We start from the raw sequence: 21,320 nt of genomic DNA on the forward strand, positions 1-21,320 counted from the left end.
GCCCAAAATCTTCCGACAAAAGATAACAGTGGAACCATTAGATTTACAACAGAAAATTATAATAATACGAATGGGGCTGTTGATTTAAAGTTTAAGGATGGTACATACTTAAGTGATTTGGGCGCTGTGGACCAGAATGGAAATGGTATGAAAGCCAGCGAGCAGGGTCAAAGTAGGACATTGACCACAAACCAGTGGAATGAAATATATAGTAAAATTGGTGATGTTGCCAACGGAAAGGTTATTGATAAGGTTTTAGTTGTATATGATATGGAGAGTCATGAAAATGAAGATATGGCAAACTTCCAGACATATTTTGATGATATTGAAATCTATAATCAGGATACACCGACATATTCTCATTTATCAGATTATGTGAGCATATTAAGAGGTACGAATAATTCTCCGGGATTTTCAAGAGGACTTACAGCACCGGTTGTTCTCACTCCGCAGGGATTTAATTTCTTTGCACCTTGTACAGAATATCGTTCCAGTGAATTATATAAGTATCAGAGTACAAGATTTAAATACATGACAATCAGCCATGAACCATCATATTGGGTTGGTGACAGAGGAACATGGCAGTTTATGGTTAATACAAGTCAGAATGCAGGAAATTCCACGAATTTCGGAACAGGAAATCTGCAAGGTACATTTTCACATGAGAATGAAGTGGCAAAGGCACATTATTACAAGGTAGCATTTGGCTCAGATGGTGGAGATGCTGCAAATTCACAGATGGAATTGACACCAACGCAACATGGAGCAGTTGTAAGGTTTACATATAATAATGCAGCGAATAAGAGTGTTATTTTTGACTGTGTCCATGCAGACGGAGGACTGGAATACAGTGGTAAAACATTTAAAGCATATAGTGACCATACAAGTAATGGTTCAAAACGTATGTATATTTATGGAGAATTTAGTGAGAATCCGGTAAACGCAAAGAATAATGGAAAAAATGGTATTGCTACATTTAATTCCAATACAGTTACAATGAAATTAGCTACATCATACATTAGTTATGAGCAGGCAAAGAAAAATATGGAATTAGAGATTGGAAGTAGTAGTTTTGATACGATTTACAATCAGGCACAGACCGCATGGGATAATCAGCTTGGTATTATCACAGATGTAAAAGGTGCGACATACGAACAGCTTGTCACGCTGTATTCATGTATTTATCGTATGTATGCATATCCAAATTTAATGTCTGAAAATACAGGTACAAATAGTAATCCGGTATGGAAATATAAGAGTCCATATAAGGATAGCAATGCAGAGGCTGTTGAAGGAAAAATTTATATTAACAATGGATTCTGGGATACATATCGTACTGCATGGTCAGCATATGGTTTGTTCACACCATCTAAGGAGACAGAACTATTGAATGGTTTGGTACAGCATTATAAAGACCAGGGATGGGTACCAAGATGGATTGCTCCGGGCGGAACAAATAGTATGGTTGGTACCAGCAGTGATGTTATCTTTGCAGACGCGCTGGCAAAGGGAATTAATTTTGATTACGAAGATGCTTATAATTCAGCGCTCAGAAATGCTGCAACTGTTTCCAGTAATTTGACAAATGGAGGAAGGAAGAATCTTTCTGTATCAAACTTTATTGGTTATTCTCCGGGAGGCGGCGAGAGTTTCTCATGGTCTATGGAGGGATATATTAATGACTTTGGTATTGCTCAGATGGCAAAGATACTTGCAGAAAAGACATCGGATGCCACAAAGAAAGCAAACTATCTTTCTGAGTATAATTATTTCCTGAACCGGTCAAAGAATTATTCACTGATGTTTGATAATTCAGGAATGGATGCAGATACAAAGTGGTTGAAAGGTAGAGAGAGTAACGGGAACTTTACAACAGGAAACTATACAAATGGTGCTTTTGACCCATTCTTCTGGGGCAGCGATTATACAGAGACCAATGCATATAATATGGCTGTATCCGTGCCGCAGGATGGTATCGGAGTTGCCAATCTCTATGGTGGCAGAGAAATGTTAGCTGATAAGCTTGACACAATATTTACCACGGAGGGAATTTATAATGGTTACAATGCAGTAAATGGTGTCGGTGGTATTCATGAGCAGAAAGAAGCCCGGGAAGTAAAATTGGGACAGTATGGTCATAGCAATCAGCCATCACATCATATTCCATATATGTATTTGTATTCTTCAAGACCGTGGATGACACAAAAATATGTAAGAGATGTTTTAGACAGATGTTATGTAGGTGCATCTTTTGGTCAGGGATATATTGGAGACGAAGACAATGGAGAAATGTCGGCATGGTATGTTTTATCTTCTCTTGGAATTTATCCATTAGTCATGGGAAGCGATGAATTTGCTATTGGCTCTCCGCTTTTCAAAGAGGTGACTGTTAACTTAGAAAATAATAAAAAGCTCGTTGTTAAGGCAAATAATAACAGTAAAGAAAATGTTTATGTTGATAGTATGTACTTAAATGGTGAAAAATACGATAAGACATCTATCAAATATAAAGATTTAATTAATGGCGGTACAATAGAATTTAACATGTCATCTACACCGAATAAGACAAGAGGTTTAGAGAACGGTACCTTTGGTAAAACTACAACAGATGGTGATAATGCACCACAGGTTTATAAAGATTTTACATCTGATGCAGATTTATCCGGTACAAGCGGAGTTGCAACAATTGCAAATCTACATGATAATAGTTCGGATACAGAGACATCTTTGGAAAATACAACAACATTGATGTATACTTTTACGGATAAGAAAGCTGTAAGAATGATAACACTTACATCTTCTGCATCGGGAAGAACTCCGGATAAGGCGCAGATATATGCAGATAATGGTGATAATAATTGGCAACTTTTAGGAGAATATAATGATGGCGCTCAATTGCACTTTAAGGTGTGGGGGAAATATACACGTCCATTTGCAATTGATGCTTCTAAAATAGGAAAATATACACGTTATAAGGTTGTTCTCACAGGAACGAATGCAAGCTTGGCAGAAGTAGAGCTTTTGGGCTACAGTAATGGAGGTGTGTTAAAGAGCGATTTAAATAATGCTTTGAATACAGCAAGAAATCTTGTAAGTACAAGCACATACAAGGCTGTAACTACAAAAATGAATTTGGCAATTGAAAATGCACAGAGCGTTTACAACAACAATATGTCTTCGGATGATGAAGTTAAGTCAGCATATCAGAAACTTACAGAAGTTGTGGATATAAAGAATAATCAGATTAAGTTGACTGACCCTTCAAAAATTGAGGCAGAAAAGTATGATGACAAGGCAGCTGCTATTGTAAATGATGGCAATAATATCGGCGGTGTAAAGAGAAATACATGGGTAAAATATGAAAATGTACTCTTTAATGGAACAGCTAAGAATATTGAAATTAATTATGCAGGACAGAAAAAGGATGCAGGTGGATACGTTGAAGTATATCTTGACAGCAGAGTTGGAACACCGGTTGCGACAGTAGATTTACCTACAACAGGCGAAAACTGGAGTAATTATGTATCTGTTAAGACAGCTTTAGACGAAAAGGTGACAGGACTTCATAATGTATATCTTGTATTTAAGAATGATAAGTCACATACTTATGTCGCCAATGTAGACTGGGTAGCATTTGATGTAGAACCATTATCTGAGACAGATTGTGAGGACTTAAATATATTAGGTTTCCAGATTAGCAATGTGTTAGGCGGTCTGAGAACAGTTTCAGAAGTGGAAGCTGAAATTAATGGTCAGAAAGTGGTTGAATTTGGTAATGTATATGCGGTAGCAGTGGATGGAATTACAAAGAGTGACATGGTTGTTGACAGTACAAATAAATATGTTGCATCAATCAAAGCTACGGAGAAGGGAATTATTGATGAAAAATTCTCTGATTCAGAGACAGCTACAAATTATGTAATGACAATGACCGATAACGGAACGACGAGTGAGGCGCTCACACAGAAATATATGATTCGCGCATATGCGAAGTTGGCTGATGGAAGTTATGTGTATAGTAAAGTATGCAGATATTCAATATATAATGTGGCTGCTGTACTCTATAATGACTGCAAAATGAATACAAATGCCGGACATGAATATTTATATAATAATATTTTAAAGGTAGTAGACAGTAATTATAAGGTAGTAGATTATAATTGGAGCAGCATAGTAGTGAAGTAAGATATTTTTAATAAAATAAATTAAATTAGACTACCCCCGATAAGTCAGAAATAAAATCTGATTTATCAGGGGTAGTTTTGTTATACTTCTGAAAATAAATCTTTTCCCACATAGCAGAGAGGACAGACAAAGTCATCAGGGACATCTTCCCACTTTGTTCCGGGAGCAATTCCTCCTTCCGGATATCCTTCTTCTTCGTCATATATCCATCCGCAGACATCACATACATATTTCATTGAGGGTACCTCCAACAATATATTTATTATTTATAGCTAGGATTGTTTTAACTTTATTATGGAAAAATATTTTAAAATTATACGAGGATAATAAAAAGGGTGACATAAGGATGACATTTCATAAAGAAGTTAAGTTCCAAAGACTTTTTTTACGTCCCATGATATTTCAGACAAGAAATATATTGAACCCATTTGGGAATGTTTGAAAAAAACTATCCCCTTTTGTAAACATTTGTATGAACCTATTAACTTTTTGAACGATGTTCAGTATAATATGGATTGAACATTGTTCAAGGGGCATTATGGACAATAAAGAAATAATCATTCAAGCCACGATAGACCTCATCAATGAAAAGGGCGAACAATTTCCAAAATCACGGTGTTTACAGGGAAACTTATGGGAGATATTATCTGGGAAAAACTTGCCCAAAAGAAGCGTTCCGAACTTACTAAAAAGATGAATCCCGAAAGTATTGGGCTGAGCGGGGATGGCTTGGGAAAATCAGACCATGGGGAGCCTAGAAAATGTAATCTCTCTTTTTCGTGCAGAGATTGAGAGGAAAAAAACAGAGTCGTAATATATACTAAAAGCTGTTAGGAGGATTTTTGTTATGGAATGGATTCAAAGATTAAATGATGCAATCGGTTATATTGAGGAACATTTGACAGATGAAATTGATTATGAACAGCTTGGGCTGATTGCCTGTTGTTCTTCTTATCATTTCCAGAGAATGTTCACCTATATGGCGGGGATTCCTTTATCTGAATATATCCGTAGGAGAAAAATGTCGCTTGCTGCGGTAGATTTACAGGGCAAAAACATGAAAATCATTGATGTGGCAGGAAAATATGGATATAATTCCCCCACCGCATTTAACAGAGCGTTTCAGTCTGTTCATGGAATCGCCCCATCTGCTGTAAAAAATGAGGGGGTATCCGTAAAATCCTTCCCACCTATCTTATTTAAAATTACAGTCAAAGGAGTGGAAGAAATGAATTATCGAATTGAAACAAAAGACGCATTCCGTATTGTAGGTGTATCTGTACCGCTGCACAAGGATATTGAAAAGAATTTTACAGTCATTCCCCCAAAGTGGCAGGAAATATCCATGAATGGAACCTTGCAGAGATTAATCAGTATGATGGACACGCCGCCTATGGGAGTGCTTGGTGTCAGCACTTGTAATGATACGGAACCATGGAGGTATTATATTGCGGTATCTACTTCACAGGCAAAGAATGACCTTGAAGAATATATCGTGCCAGCGGCTACATGGGCAATATTTTCTGGAGAGGGTACTAATCAGTCTATCCAGGAATTGGAACGACGCATCGTAACAGAATGGCTGCCGACTTCGGGATACGAATATGGCAATGCTCCCGATGTCGAAGTTTATCTAAATCCAGACCCACAAAATGCACAATATGAAGTATGGATACCAGTGGTAAAAAAATAGTTATGGATACTAAAACAGAATGGATATACTGCCCTATTTGTGTAAATAAAAGCTGAACCAGAATCAGGGAAGATATAAAATTAAAGAATTTTCCACTATTCTGTCCAAAGTGCAAGCACGAAACATTGATTGAAGCAACAAATTTACAGATAACAGTTATCAAAGAGCCAGACACAGAGTCGATGAATTTGTAAAGTAAGATTATTGCAGTTCATTGGCTCTGTTTTTATTTACAAAGTGCTTGAGGTAAAGTCTCTTTACGGAAAAAAATTACGGAAGATTTTATAGGCATCTAATACACCCTATTCTCCGCATATGCCAGAGGAATATAAAAAGGCATGGAAGCGTAATTTTTTATATTATAAAAAGACTCATAAGCTAATTAGAATATTGAGAATTTCTAACCAGCCTATGAGTCTGATTAAGCAATATGTAATTTATTGTTTACTATTTTTTGTCATTTTCAGATGTATCATTGTCATCACCTCTTGACAGGCTCCAAGCCCATATTCCCGCAGCAATGAAAATAATAGCAATCACAATAACTGTAATTGTTTGTTCCATAATATAATGTACCTCCTAATATTTTTATATACGAAATAAACCTATGAATTATAGGTGTGAAAAAAATGATGAATACACTATATTATTTTTTCCCGTCCTGGTGGTGAATATAATCAAGAATTATCGTGTGGCTGTGAAGCACACCAAAGATATTCGCAGATGCTACTGCGGAAAATACAGAGTAGAATCTGTGATTGTAAAAAGAGGTGATAAGGGCAATTAACCCTCCAAAACCATTAAAAGCGTAATTGTTGGTTTTATATTTGGGTAATAAAGAGGAACCTTGAGTCATTCTTCTTGTATTTAATGTAGAAGAGGTAACGATATCTGAAAAACAGGTATTGAAGTATGTATTGTCTGTATCGGTTGGAGATAATATAGAGTTACCATTTACGATACCGATAAACAGTACAGAAAAAAAGATAGAGATAGTCAATATAAAATTTATTAAGATAGTATTTTTCTTGAACAACTTCATAATGACCTCCTCTTCATAAGAATATTGTAACAGACATTAAGTATTTGTTCAATTATATTCACATAGGATATTATGTATATAAATTATTTTATACTGGAATTTTCTTTCATAAAATAGTATAATGCTTAGTGGTTTGTTATGCCATTTTAAGGAAGTCGGCAAAAACAACAAATTTTATAAATGTTAGGAGGAAACCAAATGGTTAGAGCAATAGTTGGTGCTAACTGGGGTGATGAAGGAAAAGGGAAAATTACAGATATGCTTGGCGAGAAGTCGGATATTATTGTAAGATTCCAGGGAGGAAGTAATGCAGGTCATACGATTATCAATGATTATGGTAAGTTTGCATTACATTTACTTCCATCAGGAGTATTTTATCAGCATACGACATGTATTATTGGTAATGGTGTTGCACTGAATATCCCTTACCTTCAAAAAGAAATAGACGATATCGTTTCGAAGGGAGTGCCAAAACCAAATATTCTTGTTTCAGATAGAGCACAGATTCTTATGCCTTATCATATAGATTTTGATGCATACGAAGAAGAAAGACTTGGCGGAAAGGCATTTGGCTCAACTAAGTCAGGTATTGCTCCTTTTTATTCAGATAAATATGCTAAGATTGGTTTTCAGGTTTCTGAGTTATTTGACGAGGAAACATTGAAAGAAAAAGTGGCAAGGGTTACGGAACAGAAAAATATTATGTTAGAGCATATGTATCATAAGCCTTTGATTCAGCAGGAGGAGTTGCTTGAAACATTACATAGTTATAGAGATATGGTTGAGCCATATGTGTGCGATGTTTCTTTATATTTAGATAATGCTTTAAAAGAAGGTAAGACAGTTCTCTTAGAGGGACAGCTTGGTACATTGAAAGACCCTGATTTTGGTATTTATCCGATGGTCACATCATCATCAACACTAGCTGCATATGGAGCAATTGGCGCAGGTATTCCACCATATGAAATCAAAGATATTATTACAGTTGTAAAGGCTTATTCCAGTGCTGTCGGTGCCGGAGAGTTTGTCAGCGAAATCTTTGGAGATGAGGCTGACGAGTTAAGACGCCGTGGTGGTGATGGAGGAGAGTTTGGCGCTACAACAGGCCGTCCTCGTAGAATGGGCTGGTTTGACTGTGTTGCTTCACGCTATGGTGTAAGAATGCAGGGGGCAACAGAAGTTGCACTGACAGTTCTTGATGTTTTGGGCTATTTGGATGAAATTCCGGTATGTGTTGGATATGAGATAGATGGAGAAGTGACAAAAGACTTCCCGGTAACGGCGAAATTAAAGAAGGCAAAGCCGGTTTATGAAGTTCTTCCGGGATGGAAAGAGGAGATTCGTGGAATTACAGAATACGATAAACTTCCCGAAAATTGCCGCAAATATATTGAATTTATTGAAAAAGAGCTTGGTGTTCCAATTACAATGGTAAGTAACGGACCTGGAAGACACGAGATTATTAACAGATAGTAAAGAATATTTGTTCGTAAGAAAGAACATAATTAAAACCCATATATCAATTATAAAAACTCAATCATTTAAGGAAGTTCGATTTTAAGAATTATTGAAAGATTGTATGTTTTTACATAATAGATATATGGGTTTTAAACTTATTTTCACATGCTGTTATTTTTTACAGGTTAGTTTCTTCCGCAGCAGTGTTTATATTTTTTTCCACTTCCGCAAGGACATGGGTCGTTTCTTCCAACTTTTTTTTCTTTAAAGATGGTTCCGGATAATTTTTGTTCTTTGTATAATTTCTTTCTCTTATCTTCATCAAGAATGTTGTTCCATTCTTCTAAACCATAAAGCCAGTCAGCTTTTGCCTCTACCATGTTTTTGTAGAGAAGTTCATCGTCATAATCTAAACTTACCTTTGTAGTCTCAGTTAGTTCATTGATAGGGTTTTCGGTTTTTAAGCTGTCGTTTATTCCGTCAAGGAAACCAACCATCGTGAGAACTTCCATGTTGTATTTTTGTGCAAGTTCTTCTACTGTACCGGAAACAACTGTCCCATGATTTTTCAAAATGTCCTTATATACTTCTTTTTCCTGTGCAAAATATGCTCCCCAGAACTGGTCATATTGCTGCTGTGTCTGTTCCTGATTGTAGGCGATTTCTCTCCATGTTTCTAATAGATATTTCTTCTCCATCGTTATCCTCCAAAATGTAATTTAGTGAAGATTTTGTTATTGCATAAATATAAAAAAGATATATGGTACAATAACTATAATATTATACAAATTGTATTCAATAATTGCAATAGATTAATGTTTTGGATATAATAAGGAAAGTAAGAAAGAAAAAGGAGAACATAATGGATAAAATTAAAAAAATCCTTGCTATGGCTGCAGTAGTTATAATGGCAGTGTGTGCGATTTTAACATTAATATTTGCATTGCTGACAAATTTTGGTGCGGGTGATTTTACAAAGGCATGGCAGGCAAGTGCATGGTGTATGGTAGTTGTTCCTGTATTTATTTATGGAATGTTACTTATCTACAGGATGTTAGAAGGAAGAGGAAATAAGTAGCGAGATAAGAAAAGCTGTGACAGTTATGTCATAGCTTTTGTTTCAGTCGTTCTTTGGATTCTCTTTGTTTTGATTCTGAGTGACCGATAATGATATCGTATTCTGTAGCACGAATGGCATTTAGCAGTTCTAATGCCTCATCACTTGTCTTGTGCTTAGCAGTAATGACAGCTCCACTCTGTATTGTGAAACAGAGAGAATAGTCCGGTGAAGAATGATATGGGAAAAAACTGAGTGAGCCTACTCTGTAGCACCAGATAATTTCCTTCAAAGGGATAATGGAAACATATGTATTCCCCAAATCAATAAAATAATTTTCTGTGATATACATGGAATTGATTTGCAAATAGTTGTCTGTCTGTAATTCATTCTGAGCATTGTCGATAAGATATTTTTGTTCTTTTTTGCCAAGAAAAGTACAGACCGGATAAAGATATGGGTTAGCAATTCCTATTATGGCTGATAGAAGTTTTTTTAATGATACAAGTAAAATGAATAAGGTCATCCACAGAAAAATCATGTATCTTATGGGATGATAATCTGCGCTGCTTACAATAAAATTCGCCGAAAAATCCGATAAATCTTTTGGATTCCAATTTAAATCACTGGAGAAAGCCGTTAGCATTTTATTGGAGGAGTTATTGTTCCTTATTACTTTTGCTTTAAAATCATAATTATGGATTTCTTTGGAAGGACTTCCTTCTATCGGAATTAATGCAAAAACGCATTTATCACTTTCTAAATAGTAATAATATCCATATTCCCTGCCAAAGGTTTTCATCAGATTGTATCCGGTATAGTAGAGTGTTTTTGCGTGAACATTTACATACGTTTCTTTGGGTGAAATATCGCTTATGTTATTCACACTCTTAGGGTGGAGAATCTGATAAAAGGGGCATAAAATCAATATTGTAATCATGAATACCGAGATTATCAAAGGGGGAAATAGTTTTCTTTTACATATGTTTTTTATGTTATAAATAATGTCAATCATAGTCATCACCTGTTCTTATTTTCTTGTAATACAGTATAAATGACTATATGTCTTTAATCAAGGTTGCGTTTATGGTTGATTATTGGTAAAATCAGTGTTGGAGTCTGTTGAAAAGGAGAAGGTTTTGGAAGCATATACGGGATTTGCCTCAGTATATGATGAGTTTATGGATGATATCGATTACGAGGCATGGTGTGACTATTTAATACGGTTATTATATGAATATAATATAAAGGATGGAATCATTGCTGAGTTAGGCTGTGGAACAGGAAATGCCACACAAATTTTAGCTCAGAACGGATATGATGTAATTGGGATTGATTTATCTCGGGAGATGCTTGGAGTTGCAACGGATAAATTATATAGAGATAGTCCAGGGGAGTCAGCATCTTCTAAACAGCAGGGAAGTGTAATATATGTGTGCCAGGATATTTGTAATCTGCAATTGCCATATAAGGTCAATGGAATGGTGAGTATATGTGATTCTATGAATTATATTGTTGATTATAATGATTTTCTTCGCGTCTTAAAAAATGTAAAAAAATATCTGAATCCGGGTGGAGTATTTATCTTTGATTTAAAAACAAGAAAATATTTTAGTGATATTGGGGAAAGTGTTATTGCAGAGGATAGGGAACAGTGTAGTTTTATCTGGGATAATTTTTTTGATGCCGGCAGTAATGTAAATGAATATAGATTATCATTGTTTGTTCAAGAGGAAGATGGAAAATATCGTAAGTTCGTTGAAGAACATTATCAGAGAGCATACTTATTGAAGGAAATAAAAGAAGCAGCACGGGAATCGGAGTTGGTAATAGAAGCGATATATGATGCATTTACAAAGGAGAGCATATCCGAGGAAAGTGATAGAATTTATATTATACTTAAAAATAATGAATAGGAGAAAAAGTAAAAGAAAGATGGATTATATAGTTAGAGCAACAGCAGCAAATCGTCAGATTAGAGCGTTTGCCATCACATCAAGAAATATGGTAGAAACGGCAAGAAAACACCATAACACAAGTCCGGTTGCAACAGCGGCGCTTGGAAGGCTTTTGACAGGCGGAGCTATGATGGGGGTAATGATGAAAGGCGAGAATGATATGCTGACACTGATGATGAAAGGGGACGGCCCGATTCAGGGTGTCACAGTTACTGCTGATTCTAAAGGAAATGTTAAGGGATATGTTGGAAATCCAAATGTTCTGATTCCGGCAAATTATGCCGGAAAATTGGATGTTGGAGCTGCGATTGGATATGGGACTCTTACGGTAATTAAGGATATGGGTTTGAAAGAGCCTTACTCAAGTCAGGTTCCATTAGGAACAAGTGAGGTTGCCGAAGATTTAACTTATTATTTTGCAACATCTGAACAGGTTCCCTCCGCGGTAGGACTGGGAGTGCTGATGTCAAAAGACAATACTGTCAGACAGGCAGGAGGTTTTATTGTACAGTTGATGCCTTTCGCTGAGGATGACGTTGTGGACAAGCTGGAGAAAAGAATTAGCAATATTACAAGTGTTACAGACATGCTAGAAAAAGGAATGACGCCTGAGGATATTTTGAAAGAAGTAATGGGCGATATGGAAGTGGAATTTACAGATAAAATTGAGACCGGATTTCAGTGTAATTGTAATCGGGAAAAAATTGTAAAAGTGTTATCAGGAATTAGTAAAAAGGATTTAGATGAGATAATTAATGATGGAAAAGAAATAGAAGTTAAGTGTGATTTTTGTAATACTGCTTATAAATTTAGCGTAGAAGAATTGAAGACTTTACGAAAACAATATAGGTAACACGGAAAAATAATATTTTGGAGGAACGTTTTGAAAAAGAAGATATCAATATTATCATTTATAATATGCTGTGTATTGGCTTTTCAGTTTACATGTATCAGTGTAAATGCGGGTGAGTTTGACAAAAATGAAAAATTTATTTTGGAGAGTATCTCCAGTGAAAAGTTTCCGGTAAAAATTGAACAACGATATATAAATCAGTTTAAAAATTATTTTTGTCAGGATGAGGTGCGTCTCAGTAAGGCTGAGGCTGAGGATTTCCTTAAATATTTTAAAGCGGCATTGCAGTCTAAAAAGGATTTAGAGAAAAGTAATACTTTAAAAGGAAAATCTGAAACATATATTGGTTTTGAGAAGGCAGGTTCTGTTTTGGGGCTGTTATTGTCATATGATAGTGCTACAAATGATTTTTATTTTATTGATGAATCAGGTTATATCGTTTTTGATTTTCAAGATATAATTAAGAAAACAGATAAGGGAGATGACAGTGAGAGAGGCAAATTCAGTATCCCGACAGAGGCTGTTTTTACATTTGTTGTAGCTTTATGTATTTTGGGGCTGGTATTAAATTTAGGACGTTGGAGTAAAAAATTAAAACAAAAGAATAAAGAGCGGTATGAAGATGAGGACGAAGACGAGGATGAGTTAGAAGTTGCCAACAGACGAACAAGGAAGGCAAGATGGCAGACATTTTCCTATAAAAATGTTAAGCAGATTTTAAGATATTGTTTTGTACCGATTGTAATGGGGCTGATAGTTCTTTGTATAGGAATGATACCTATGAAATATTTTAGTGACATTACGACAAGTGTAAAGAGTAATTTTATTAATACACAATCGATATTTGTAGAAAATATTAAGGAATTTCATGTGCCTGACATAAAAAAAGAAAAACAGAAAAAGAAAATTTCCCTTTCTGATATCGTAACACCGAAATATGGAGAACAGTATGGCGGATTGTCATGTAAAGAATTAAAAATTTCTGCCCCAATATTCTTTGGTGACAGAGGAAATATTTTGCAAAAGGGTGCAGGCCAGTACAATGGAAGTTTTCTGCCGGGAGAAGGCGGTACAATTCTCATTGGTGCACATGATACGACGTATTTTAAAAATTTGGAAAAGGTGAAAAAGGGACATAAATTCGAGTTTTATACAGAATATGGAATTTATGACTATAAAGTATCAGATATTAAGATATATGATGAGGAAGATTATCATAAGGCATATGACTTAGGTGCGAAAAAGGAAAAACTCATTTTATATACATGTTATCCTTTTGGTAAATTAAATGGCGCTAAGACACAGAGAATGTTTGTATATCTGGACAAAATAAGTGGACCGGATATACGATATTAGGAGGTGCGTTATGAGTAAAAAAAGAACAAAGAGAAAAATTATAAGTTATATTGTGACGTTTGTATTAATGTTATGCATAATGTGTTCTTCTATGATTGTTGTAGGTAAGTATAGTATGTTTAGCAAGCACGGTGTGTTCCGTGCATATGAGCGAGTAGGATTTTTTGATGGTCTTAGTTCTGAATTACAAATTGAAGCATATCAGCTTGGGATACCATACGGTGTCGAAAAGAAATGTCTGAAGGATGTTTTTCAGAGAAAATATATTATGAGGGATTTAATGGATACTTTGTCGGCTGAACTTGAAGGGGAAACGACGGTTATAAAGACTGATTTTTTAAGAAGTGATATTAAATCAAATGTGACTAGGCAGATAGGAAAATTGACTCAGAAACAGGAAGAGTCACTGAATAAATATATTGTTGAAGTCGAAAAAATGTATCAGAAAAAAATGGTTATTCCCGGTTTGGAGAACATTGCTAAAATGATTAATATAGCGACAAAACTGTTACTCATTGTGGTTCCTATATGCGTGCTGCTTGCAATTTTATGCATGTTTTACCTGATTTCGACCAGAAGTCAGGTATATCGTGGAATGAGATATATTACTTACGCTGTTCTAGGTGCAGGTATAACGCTATTAACAGTATTTGCTGCTTTTATTTCTGATGGGTTTATATATAGGTTTAATATTTCAGATGTTTTTATGAGACGATTTTATACTTATTATATCGGGCATGAATTTTTAATGCAGGTGTTTACCGGGATAGGATTTTTAATTCTGGGTTGTATTATGATTTATATGATTAAACGAAAGAAATATAATCAATAAATTACTGGACTTTCAGACTTTAGAGTGTTAAAATGTGAAAATATAGGGTACATTTAAGTTTTGTCTGGAGGTACAGATATGAGTAAAAAAATAAGAACAACAGAGGTAGACCATTTATTTGATGCTATTTTGAGTTTGAAAAATAAAGAGGAATGTTATACATTTTTTGAGGACGTATGTACAGTAAATGAATTGTTGTCTATTTCGCAACGCTACGAGGTTGCAAAGATGTTGAGAGAGGGAAAGACATATCTTGAAATTTCTAATGCAACGGGCGCCTCTACAGCTACGATTAGCAGAGTAAACCGTTCTCTCAATTATGGAAATGACGGATATGATATGGTACTTGAGAGAGTCAGAGAAAAATAAAATATAAAATAAATAAAGTGCCAAAAGAAGTTTTTGCTTTGGCACTTTATTATATGGCAATCCATATTAGATATGACATTTTTTATCTACTTTTTGTCTTCCTCCTTATCCGGCAAGGAATCGATTAATTTTTCTATCATTATTTTTCGTAAAAACATATCATAACTAAGAAGTGTTATGATACCGAGTGTTTGAAGGTAATCTTTATCTTCGTCATTTACTTTTATGTTATCAAAGATTTGGTCGGAATTTAGAATTTCATTTAATATAGGTTCAGAAAGATTTTGCCCATGAATATATTCTAAAAATTTATTGATGATATTTTCTAGAGGCATATTTTCATTGTGAAAATAATTGTCCAGCATTGGAGTGAGTATTTTGGTAACGTCATTGATAGAAATGACATTTTTGAAAAAATATATCATGATAAGAACTATGATGTGGTCTTTGGAATATTTTTTCTTTTCGGGTGGTGGAAGAAGTCGGCTTTTGGCATAGTTATTAATCATAGTTTTCGTTAATAATTTATCTTCCTCATATCTTTTTGTAGCACTAAATTTATTATTTAAGTAAGTGGTAACCTGGTCCATATAAAGGTCAATGTTTGGCAAATCATTTATATTGAAATTCTGTATTTCATTTAAAATCTGTTTTATAATTTCCTCTGAATTCATATAGCATACCTCCAAATAGATATTTGTGATATTAAAATCACATTATATATTGATAACTTGTCATGAAATAGTTTATCTATCTGCTTATAGAATGTCATTATAATATGTTCATGTTATTTCATTATAATATGTAGTAATAGAAACTACAAGATAAAAATGCATGAGTTTATACATAGATAATATAATAAAAAATAAAAATTTTAATTTTTTTTAAACTGTGTTAAAATAGTAACATTAGTTAAATTGGGGATGTAAAAAACGAGTGAGAAAAAACCAATGGAAAGGAAACGGTATTTAAAATGAACAGTATATACGAAACACTAAATGATATGCAGCAGCTTGCCTGTTACCATACGGACGGCCCCTTACTTATATTAGCAGGTGCGGGTAGTGGTAAAACCAGAGTATTGACTCATAGAATCGCATATCTTATAGAGGAAAAAAATGTGAGTCCATATAATATTATGGCAATTACATTTACGAACAAGGCAGCATCAGAGATGAGAAACCGTGTCAATAAAATTGTAGGTTTTGGTGCTGAGCAGGTGTGGGTAAGTACTTTTCATTCTGCATGCGTTAGAATATTACGCAGATATATAGACAGAATAGGATATAGTAATGATTTTTCTATATATGATACAGAGGATCAGAAAAGATTGCTTAAGGATATTATTAAAGGGCTTAATCTTGACCCGAAAATGTATAAAGAAAGTGCAGTATTAAACAGGATTTCTGATTTTAAAAATAAATTAGTGACTACAGGCGATGTGGCCGCAATGGCACAGAAAGATTTTAAACAATTGAATATATCAAGGATATATAGTGAATATCAGGAGACTATGAGAAAAAACAATGCTCTTGATTTTGATGATTTAATCATGGTCACAGTACAATTATTTCAGCAGGTTCCTGAGGTTTTGGAAAGCTATCAGGAGAGATTACAGTATATTATGGTAGATGAATATCAGGATACGAATGCGGCACAGTTTGCTTTTGTAAGGCTATTGGCAGATAAGCACAAGAATATATGTGTTGTGGGAGATGATGACCAGTCGATTTATAAATTTCGTGGCGCTGATATTTCTAATATTCTTCAATTTGAGAAATATTTTTCCAACGCAAGAGTTGTGAAATTAGAGCAGAATTATCGTTCTACAAAAAATATATTAGAAGCGGCAAATGCTGTGATACATAATAATACCGGCAGAAAAGATAAAACGCTTTGGAGTGATAATGACACGGGGGAAAAAATTGATTTGTATCAGGCAGACGACGGATATGATGAAGCAAAAATGGTTGCTGCCACCATTAAGGAGGAAGTTGACCAGGGAAGAGCAGATTATAATGACTTTGCCATTTTATATAGAACAAATGCACAATCCCGTGTGTTGGAAGAAAAACTTTTGATGAAGAATATTCCATATAAAATTATTGGTGGACAAAATTTTTACCAGAGAAAAGAAATTAAAGATATGTTGGCGTATTTGAAGATTGTCTGCAATACTACAGATGACCTGGCGGTAGAGAGAATTATTAATGTCCCTAAAAGAGGAATCGGTGTTACAACTCTTGGGAGAGCGAAAGATTTCGCAGAGAGAATGGGAATAGATTTGTATGATGCTCTTTTAGAAGTAGAAAATATACCAGAGTTATCTAAGTCGATTAATAAAATAAAATATTTTACATATCAGATAGAGGCTTTTAGAGAAAAGAGAGAACACAGTTCATTAAAGGAGCTGGCAGAGTATATCTTTATTAAGACATGTTATAAGAGGGATTTAGAGGCAGAAAATACTGATGAGGCAAATGGAAGAATAGAAAATATCGAAGAATTGATTAGTAAAATTGCCGAATATGAAGCTGAGGCAGAGAATCCCACACTTCAAGAGTTTTTAGAAGAAGTGGCATTGGTGTCCGAAATCGACAATTTGAATCAGGACAGTAGTTATGTTGTCCTAATGACAGTTCATAGCGCAAAAGGTTTGGAATTTCCAAATGTATTTTTGTGTGGTATGGAGGACGGTCTTTTTCCAGGATATATGAGTATTATGGCAGACGATAAGGAAGAACTTGAGGAGGAGAGACGTCTCTGTTATGTGGCAATTACCAGAGCCATGAAAAAATTGACAGTGAGCTATGCGAAGAAACGTATGGTGAGAGGAGAAATGCAGTATAATGTTGTATCGCGTTTTGTAAAGGAAATTCCTCCTCTTATTGTGAATAGTAAAAATGTTGTGGACAAAGTAGAAAAATCTCCATTTAATAAATTTGGAGGTTATGAGGGTTCATTAAATCATAGGAGTTCAGAGTATATGGGGGCTGGTGAGAGATTTGGAGGTTCCAGGACATATGCTGCAAGTGCCAGAAAAAACGCATATAAGGCAATGGCGGCAAAACCTGCATATGGAGCATCCTCAAAACCCGCATTCGGGAAGGAGTTTACGGTAACGAAGGCAGATATCGATTATGGTGTTGGTGACAGAGTAAAACATGTAAAGTTTGGAGAAGGTGTTGTGTTAGGTGTTGAGGATGGTGCAAGAGACTATCAGGTGACCGTTAATTTTGATACTGCCGGACAGAAGGTAATGATGGCATCTTTTGCAAAATTAAAAAAATTATAATTTGTTATTTCCGATAAAATATAATTTTTTGTAGTAAAACCAAAGTATAAATGATATACTAATAACAATATGAATGAAAAAAATAAGAGGTGACGATATGGACGAAATCATGAAAGGTGTAAAAATAGGGAAACTTTTAGGAAAAGACGAGAAGAAAGAAACATGTAAGGTTGTTGCGATTGTATTTGGTGTGATTGCAGCAGTGGCAGCGGTAGCAGGTGTTGCATACGGTATTTACAGATGGGTCAATAAAGATTATTATGATGATTTTGAAGATGATTTTGATGACCTTTTTGATGAAGATGATGACGATGACTTTGAAGATTAGTTTTTGTAATCAAATTATGAAATAGTTTGATTGCCTGCTTGCGGGGTATCTGCGGAGCAGATTACAAATTACCGCAATAATGAAAAGCAACGATAGAGAGTTTCACAATGAGGCTCTTTGCAGTTGCTTTTTTTGTGTATTAAAGATAATATATTTTAAGATTAGTTATTGGTAGCAAAACAAAAGCGAATGGAGATTTTTATGAAAAAGGGTGTTGAATATATTGGTACAGTTACGAGAGTTGGTTTTCCGAATAAAGGAGAAGTAGATTGTGGAGATGATGGGATTGCCACTGTAAAGGGTACGATACCCGGACAACGGGTAAAGTTTGTTGTCTCGAAAAAAAGAGCGGGAAAGTCCGTTGGAAGACTAAAAGAAATTATTGAAAAATCAAAAATGGAAGATGTCGAGCCAAAGTGCCCCCACTTTGAATTTTGTGGAGGTTGTTCTTATCAGACGATGAGTTATGAAAATCAGACATTATTAAAAGAGAAAATGGTAAAGGATATTTTAGACAACTCTGTACATGGAGAATATACGTTTGAGGGGATATTAAAAAGTCCGCTTCAATGGGAATACAGAAATAAAATGGAGTTTTCTTTTGGGGATGAGTGTAAGGATGGACCCTTGGCACTTGGTATGCATAAGAGAAATAGTTTTCATGATATCGTGACGGTTAATAAGTGTCAGATTGTGGATGAGGATTATCGTAAAGTAATTGATTGTGTTTTGGAGTATTGTGAGGAAAGACAGCTGCCTTTTTATAAAAAATTGAAACATGAGGGGTACCTGCGTCATTTACTTGTCAGAAGAACGACAAAAACAAAGCAGATGTTAGTTGCGGTTGTTACTACTTCGGATATTGAGTGTGAAAAAAAGGCACAATGGAATGTGCTGTCAGAGAAGTTGCAGCAGTTGGAGTTGAGTGCTGAGCTTTGCGGTGTACTCCACATAATTAATGATGGTTTGGCAGATGTAGTCAAGAGCGATGAGACGAGAGTTTTATTTGGGCAGGAATATATATATGAAGAGTTATTAGGATTAAAATTTAAAATTTCGGTTTTTTCTTTTTTTCAGACAAATTCACTAGGTGCAGAGATTCTTTATTCAAAAGCAAGAGAGTATATAGGGGATACTAAAGATATGACGGTATTTGATTTGTATAGTGGAACAGGAACGATTGCACAGATTATCGCACCGGTAGCGAAAAAAGTAATTGGTGTGGAAATTGTGGAGGAAGCAGTTGAAGCGGCGAAAGCCAATGCAAGTTTGAATGGTCTTGAAAATTGCAGCTTTATTGCAGGGGATGTATTGAAGGTAATTGATGAAATAAAGGATAAGCCGGATATGATAATTTTGGATCCGCCAAGAGATGGAATTAATCCAAAGGCATTGCAAAAGATAATTGATTTTGGGGTAGAGAGATTAGTTTACATAAGTTGTAAGCCGACGAGCCTGGCAAGGGATTTGGAAATGTTACAGGAACAGGGGTATAGAGTGGAAAAGGGATGTGCGGTGGATATGTTTGCGAATACGGTGCATGTGGAGACGGTTGTCTTGCTTAGCCGATAAATAAAGGAAACATGAGGTGGTTAAGAGGTGGGAATAGTTGATTTGTCCACCTCTCGTCCACGCTTTTTTTATTCGTGGACAAAATTACTCATTAATTGCACGTTCAAATACTTCAGTTGCGGCACTTGCCATTAAATCAGTATTAAATGTATATGTTTGTAATGTAGTTTTGATATCTTTATGACCAAGTCGCTCCATGACGGTTTTGGGATTAACGCCATTTTCAGCAAGAACCGTACCATGAGTATGTCGAAGACAATGAGAATGAAATAGGGGATTACCAAGCTCATAGTGGATAACTCTTGCACAATACTTAAAACTGTCAGGTGTTAATAATTCGCCGTTTTCTTTTACACATAAAGGCATTATTTCTCGATATGGGACCTTTATATCTGAGTTCATCTGCACAATCATATTTTCATCTGTTACATATGTGCGAGTATAATATTTCCCATACATTAGCATTATTTTTCTTCTTTCTAATATGGATTTTCTTAAAATAGATTCAATAGTTTTCCCCATTTTGATAGTACGGTAACTGTCATATTTTGGTGGTCTGTAGAACCATATACCATTTTCTTTAGTCAGTTGCTGTCGTATTGAGATTGTATGATTATCAAAGTCAATATCGCTGTTTAAATCAATGCCAAAAGTTTCACTTAAGCGTGTACCTAGGTTGTAAGGAACAACAAGAGATAAGTAAAAATTCGAGTTTTCCGGAAAACGTTTTAGTATGTGTTTAAATTCCTCTTTAGGACATATATATTCTGTTTTTTCCTTTGCTTTTTGATCTACAGGCATTTTCCCAACTTTTACAGGTATGCATGGATTTGATTGTATATACTGTAAAGGAAGAATTGCATAATTCATTGCACCGGACAGACAGGCAAGCGTATTTTTAACCATACTTCTAGAAAAGCCCTTAGATTTCATTTTATCTATCCATTTTTGAACGATATCAGGTGAATACTGGAAAGCACTTAACTTATAGAGTCCAAATGCTGGCTTTAAGTGAATCCTTATTTTAGATTCATAATCTAAATATGTATTGTGTGTATATTCATGTCCAATGTTTTTTTTGATTGCGTTTTCAAGCCAATAGTCGAGATAATCAGCAACAGATATTTCATTACTGTTAAATGCCCGACCGGTGTTATTATATTCGTTCAGTGCTTTGGTTCCTTCACGAACTGCATCAGCTTTTGTTTTGTAACCGCCTTTGGAAGCCTGTTGTCTCTGTCCGTTAATTGGCGCTTTTTCAAATCGCCACTCCCATGTTTTTCCCCTTTTTCTTGTACTTAATTGTGCCATAATTTCATCAT

Annotated in this window: 20 protein-coding genes; 14 read left to right on the top strand and 6 right to left on the bottom strand. The window is 35.1% G+C overall.

What is annotated here, in order from left to right; genetic code table 11:
• The coding region (locus tag Q5O86_RS04435) for a GH92 family glycosyl hydrolase (RefSeq protein ID WP_302625944.1) at nucleotides 1-4,185 on the top strand (4,185 nt) is incomplete at its 5' end.
• A gap of 80 nt (nucleotides 4,186-4,265) precedes the next feature.
• Here the strand turns inward: Q5O86_RS04435 and Q5O86_RS04440 are convergent.
• Nucleotides 4,266-4,421, bottom strand: coding sequence for a rubredoxin (locus tag Q5O86_RS04440; RefSeq protein ID WP_302625945.1), 156 nt, complete (start codon nucleotides 4,419-4,421; stop codon nucleotides 4,266-4,268).
• A 397-nt stretch (nucleotides 4,422-4,818) separates the two neighbouring features.
• Between Q5O86_RS04440 and Q5O86_RS04445 the strand changes: the two genes are divergently transcribed.
• From Q5O86_RS04445 to Q5O86_RS04455, 3 genes are all read left to right on the top strand, one after another.
• Nucleotides 4,819-4,977 (top strand): hypothetical protein, encoded by a 159-nt coding sequence (locus Q5O86_RS04445; RefSeq protein WP_302625946.1) that lies wholly within the window; start codon nucleotides 4,819-4,821, stop codon nucleotides 4,975-4,977.
• Nucleotides 4,978-5,032: 55 nt separating this feature from the next.
• Nucleotides 5,033-5,878: an AraC family transcriptional regulator gene (locus Q5O86_RS04450; RefSeq protein ID WP_302625947.1), complete on the top strand. Its 846-nt coding sequence runs from the start codon at nucleotides 5,033-5,035 to the stop codon at nucleotides 5,876-5,878.
• 62 nt (nucleotides 5,879-5,940) lie between these two features.
• Nucleotides 5,941-6,072 carry a cysteine-rich KTR domain-containing protein gene (locus Q5O86_RS04455; protein WP_302626009.1) on the top strand — a complete coding sequence of 44 codons (132 nt, stop codon included), beginning with the start codon at nucleotides 5,941-5,943 and terminating at the stop codon, nucleotides 6,070-6,072.
• 452 nt (nucleotides 6,073-6,524) lie between these two features.
• On the opposite strand, the gene Q5O86_RS04460 is transcribed toward Q5O86_RS04455, so the two are convergent.
• Nucleotides 6,525-6,920: a hypothetical protein gene (locus tag Q5O86_RS04460; protein WP_302625948.1), complete on the bottom strand. Its 396-nt coding sequence runs from the start codon at nucleotides 6,918-6,920 to the stop codon at nucleotides 6,525-6,527.
• Between the two features lie 198 nt (nucleotides 6,921-7,118).
• On the opposite strand from Q5O86_RS04460, the gene Q5O86_RS04465 reads away from it, so the two are divergent.
• A complete protein-coding gene (locus tag Q5O86_RS04465) occupies nucleotides 7,119-8,393 on the top strand; it encodes an adenylosuccinate synthase (protein WP_302625949.1) in 1,275 nt (424 codons plus the stop codon).
• 170 nt (nucleotides 8,394-8,563) lie between these two features.
• On the opposite strand, the gene Q5O86_RS04470 is transcribed toward Q5O86_RS04465, so the two are convergent.
• The gene (locus tag Q5O86_RS04470) at nucleotides 8,564-9,076 is read right to left on the bottom strand and encodes an SEC-C metal-binding domain-containing protein (RefSeq protein WP_302625950.1); all 513 of its coding nucleotides are present in this window, start codon (nucleotides 9,074-9,076) and stop codon (nucleotides 8,564-8,566) included.
• A 164-nt stretch (nucleotides 9,077-9,240) separates the two neighbouring features.
• Here Q5O86_RS04470 and Q5O86_RS04475 point away from each other — a divergent pair, with 164 nt between their 5' ends.
• The gene (locus Q5O86_RS04475; RefSeq protein ID WP_302625951.1) at nucleotides 9,241-9,456 is read left to right on the top strand and encodes a hypothetical protein; all 216 of its coding nucleotides are present in this window, start codon (nucleotides 9,241-9,243) and stop codon (nucleotides 9,454-9,456) included.
• Between the two features lie 28 nt (nucleotides 9,457-9,484).
• Here the strand turns inward: Q5O86_RS04475 and Q5O86_RS04480 are convergent, their stop codons facing one another.
• On the bottom strand, nucleotides 9,485-10,321 hold the full coding sequence (locus tag Q5O86_RS04480) for a hypothetical protein (protein WP_302625952.1): 837 nt from the start codon (nucleotides 10,319-10,321) through the stop codon (nucleotides 9,485-9,487).
• Nucleotides 10,322-10,544: 223 nt separating this feature from the next.
• On the opposite strand from Q5O86_RS04480, the gene Q5O86_RS04485 reads away from it, so the two are divergent.
• The 5 genes from Q5O86_RS04485 to Q5O86_RS04505 all read left to right on the top strand — a co-directional run bounded on the left by Q5O86_RS04485 (nucleotide 10,545) and on the right by Q5O86_RS04505 (nucleotide 14,803).
• Nucleotides 10,545-11,351, top strand: a complete 807-nt coding sequence (locus Q5O86_RS04485; protein WP_368074740.1) for a class I SAM-dependent methyltransferase — start codon at nucleotides 10,545-10,547, stop codon at nucleotides 11,349-11,351.
• Nucleotides 11,352-11,370: 19 nt separating this feature from the next.
• Nucleotides 11,371-12,246, top strand: coding sequence for an Hsp33 family molecular chaperone HslO (gene hslO / locus Q5O86_RS04490; RefSeq protein ID WP_302625953.1), 876 nt, complete (start codon nucleotides 11,371-11,373; stop codon nucleotides 12,244-12,246).
• A gap of 30 nt (nucleotides 12,247-12,276) precedes the next feature.
• Entirely contained in the window at nucleotides 12,277-13,602 is a 1,326-nt protein-coding gene (locus Q5O86_RS04495; protein WP_302625954.1) for a class D sortase, read from the top strand.
• Nucleotides 13,603-13,612: 10 nt separating this feature from the next.
• Entirely contained in the window at nucleotides 13,613-14,434 is an 822-nt protein-coding gene (locus Q5O86_RS04500; protein WP_302625955.1) for a hypothetical protein, read from the top strand.
• A 78-nt stretch (nucleotides 14,435-14,512) separates the two neighbouring features.
• Nucleotides 14,513-14,803, top strand: coding sequence for a YerC/YecD family TrpR-related protein (locus Q5O86_RS04505; protein WP_302625956.1), 291 nt, complete (start codon nucleotides 14,513-14,515; stop codon nucleotides 14,801-14,803).
• 86 nt (nucleotides 14,804-14,889) lie between these two features.
• Here the strand turns inward: Q5O86_RS04505 and Q5O86_RS04510 are convergent, their stop codons facing one another.
• Complete coding sequence (locus Q5O86_RS04510; protein ID WP_302625957.1) at nucleotides 14,890-15,477, bottom strand: DUF1836 domain-containing protein; 588 nt, start codon at nucleotides 15,475-15,477, stop codon at nucleotides 14,890-14,892.
• 299 nt (nucleotides 15,478-15,776) lie between these two features.
• On the opposite strand from Q5O86_RS04510, the gene Q5O86_RS04515 reads away from it, so the two are divergent.
• From Q5O86_RS04515 to rlmD, 3 genes are all read left to right on the top strand, one after another.
• Nucleotides 15,777-18,098, top strand: a complete 2,322-nt coding sequence (locus Q5O86_RS04515; protein ID WP_302625958.1) for an ATP-dependent helicase — start codon at nucleotides 15,777-15,779, stop codon at nucleotides 18,096-18,098.
• 97 nt (nucleotides 18,099-18,195) lie between these two features.
• Entirely contained in the window at nucleotides 18,196-18,426 is a 231-nt protein-coding gene (locus Q5O86_RS04520; RefSeq protein WP_302625959.1) for a hypothetical protein, read from the top strand.
• Between the two features lie 201 nt (nucleotides 18,427-18,627).
• On the top strand, nucleotides 18,628-19,998 hold the full coding sequence (rlmD, locus tag Q5O86_RS04525; RefSeq protein ID WP_302625960.1) for a 23S rRNA (uracil(1939)-C(5))-methyltransferase RlmD: 1,371 nt from the start codon (nucleotides 18,628-18,630) through the stop codon (nucleotides 19,996-19,998).
• A gap of 84 nt (nucleotides 19,999-20,082) precedes the next feature.
• Here rlmD and Q5O86_RS04530 read toward each other — a convergent pair whose 3' ends face one another.
• Nucleotides 20,083-21,309, bottom strand: coding sequence for a site-specific integrase (locus Q5O86_RS04530; protein WP_302625961.1), 1,227 nt, complete (start codon nucleotides 21,307-21,309; stop codon nucleotides 20,083-20,085).
• Between the last annotated feature and the right edge of the window lie 11 nt (nucleotides 21,310-21,320).

It is taken from the genome of uncultured Eubacterium sp. (genome assembly GCF_937958975.1).
Lineage (GTDB): Bacteria > Bacillota > Clostridia > Lachnospirales > Lachnospiraceae > Eubacterium_G.

Coding starts and splice junctions, on each gene's coding strand:
- Q5O86_RS04450 (WP_302625947.1), top strand. CDS start 5,033: ATGGAATGGATTCAAAGATTAAATGATGCAATCGGTTATATTGAGGAA.
- Q5O86_RS04510 (WP_302625957.1), bottom strand. CDS start 15,477: ATGAATTCAGAGGAAATTATAAAACAGATTTTAAATGAAATACAGAAT.
- Q5O86_RS04475 (WP_302625951.1), top strand. CDS start 9,241: ATGGATAAAATTAAAAAAATCCTTGCTATGGCTGCAGTAGTTATAATG.
- Q5O86_RS04530 (WP_302625961.1), bottom strand. CDS start 21,309: ATGGCACAATTAAGTACAAGAAAAAGGGGAAAAACATGGGAGTGGCGA.
- hslO (WP_302625953.1), top strand. CDS start 11,371: ATGGATTATATAGTTAGAGCAACAGCAGCAAATCGTCAGATTAGAGCG.
- rlmD (WP_302625960.1), top strand. CDS start 18,628: ATGAAAAAGGGTGTTGAATATATTGGTACAGTTACGAGAGTTGGTTTT.
- Q5O86_RS04470 (WP_302625950.1), bottom strand. CDS start 9,076: ATGGAGAAGAAATATCTATTAGAAACATGGAGAGAAATCGCCTACAAT.
- Q5O86_RS04505 (WP_302625956.1), top strand. CDS start 14,513: ATGAGTAAAAAAATAAGAACAACAGAGGTAGACCATTTATTTGATGCT.
- Q5O86_RS04500 (WP_302625955.1), top strand. CDS start 13,613: ATGAGTAAAAAAAGAACAAAGAGAAAAATTATAAGTTATATTGTGACG.
- Q5O86_RS04460 (WP_302625948.1), bottom strand. CDS start 6,920: ATGAAGTTGTTCAAGAAAAATACTATCTTAATAAATTTTATATTGACT.
- Q5O86_RS04445 (WP_302625946.1), top strand. CDS start 4,819: ATGGGAGATATTATCTGGGAAAAACTTGCCCAAAAGAAGCGTTCCGAA.
- Q5O86_RS04465 (WP_302625949.1), top strand. CDS start 7,119: ATGGTTAGAGCAATAGTTGGTGCTAACTGGGGTGATGAAGGAAAAGGG.
- Q5O86_RS04515 (WP_302625958.1), top strand. CDS start 15,777: ATGAACAGTATATACGAAACACTAAATGATATGCAGCAGCTTGCCTGT.
- Q5O86_RS04440 (WP_302625945.1), bottom strand. CDS start 4,421: ATGAAATATGTATGTGATGTCTGCGGATGGATATATGACGAAGAAGAA.
- Q5O86_RS04520 (WP_302625959.1), top strand. CDS start 18,196: ATGGACGAAATCATGAAAGGTGTAAAAATAGGGAAACTTTTAGGAAAA.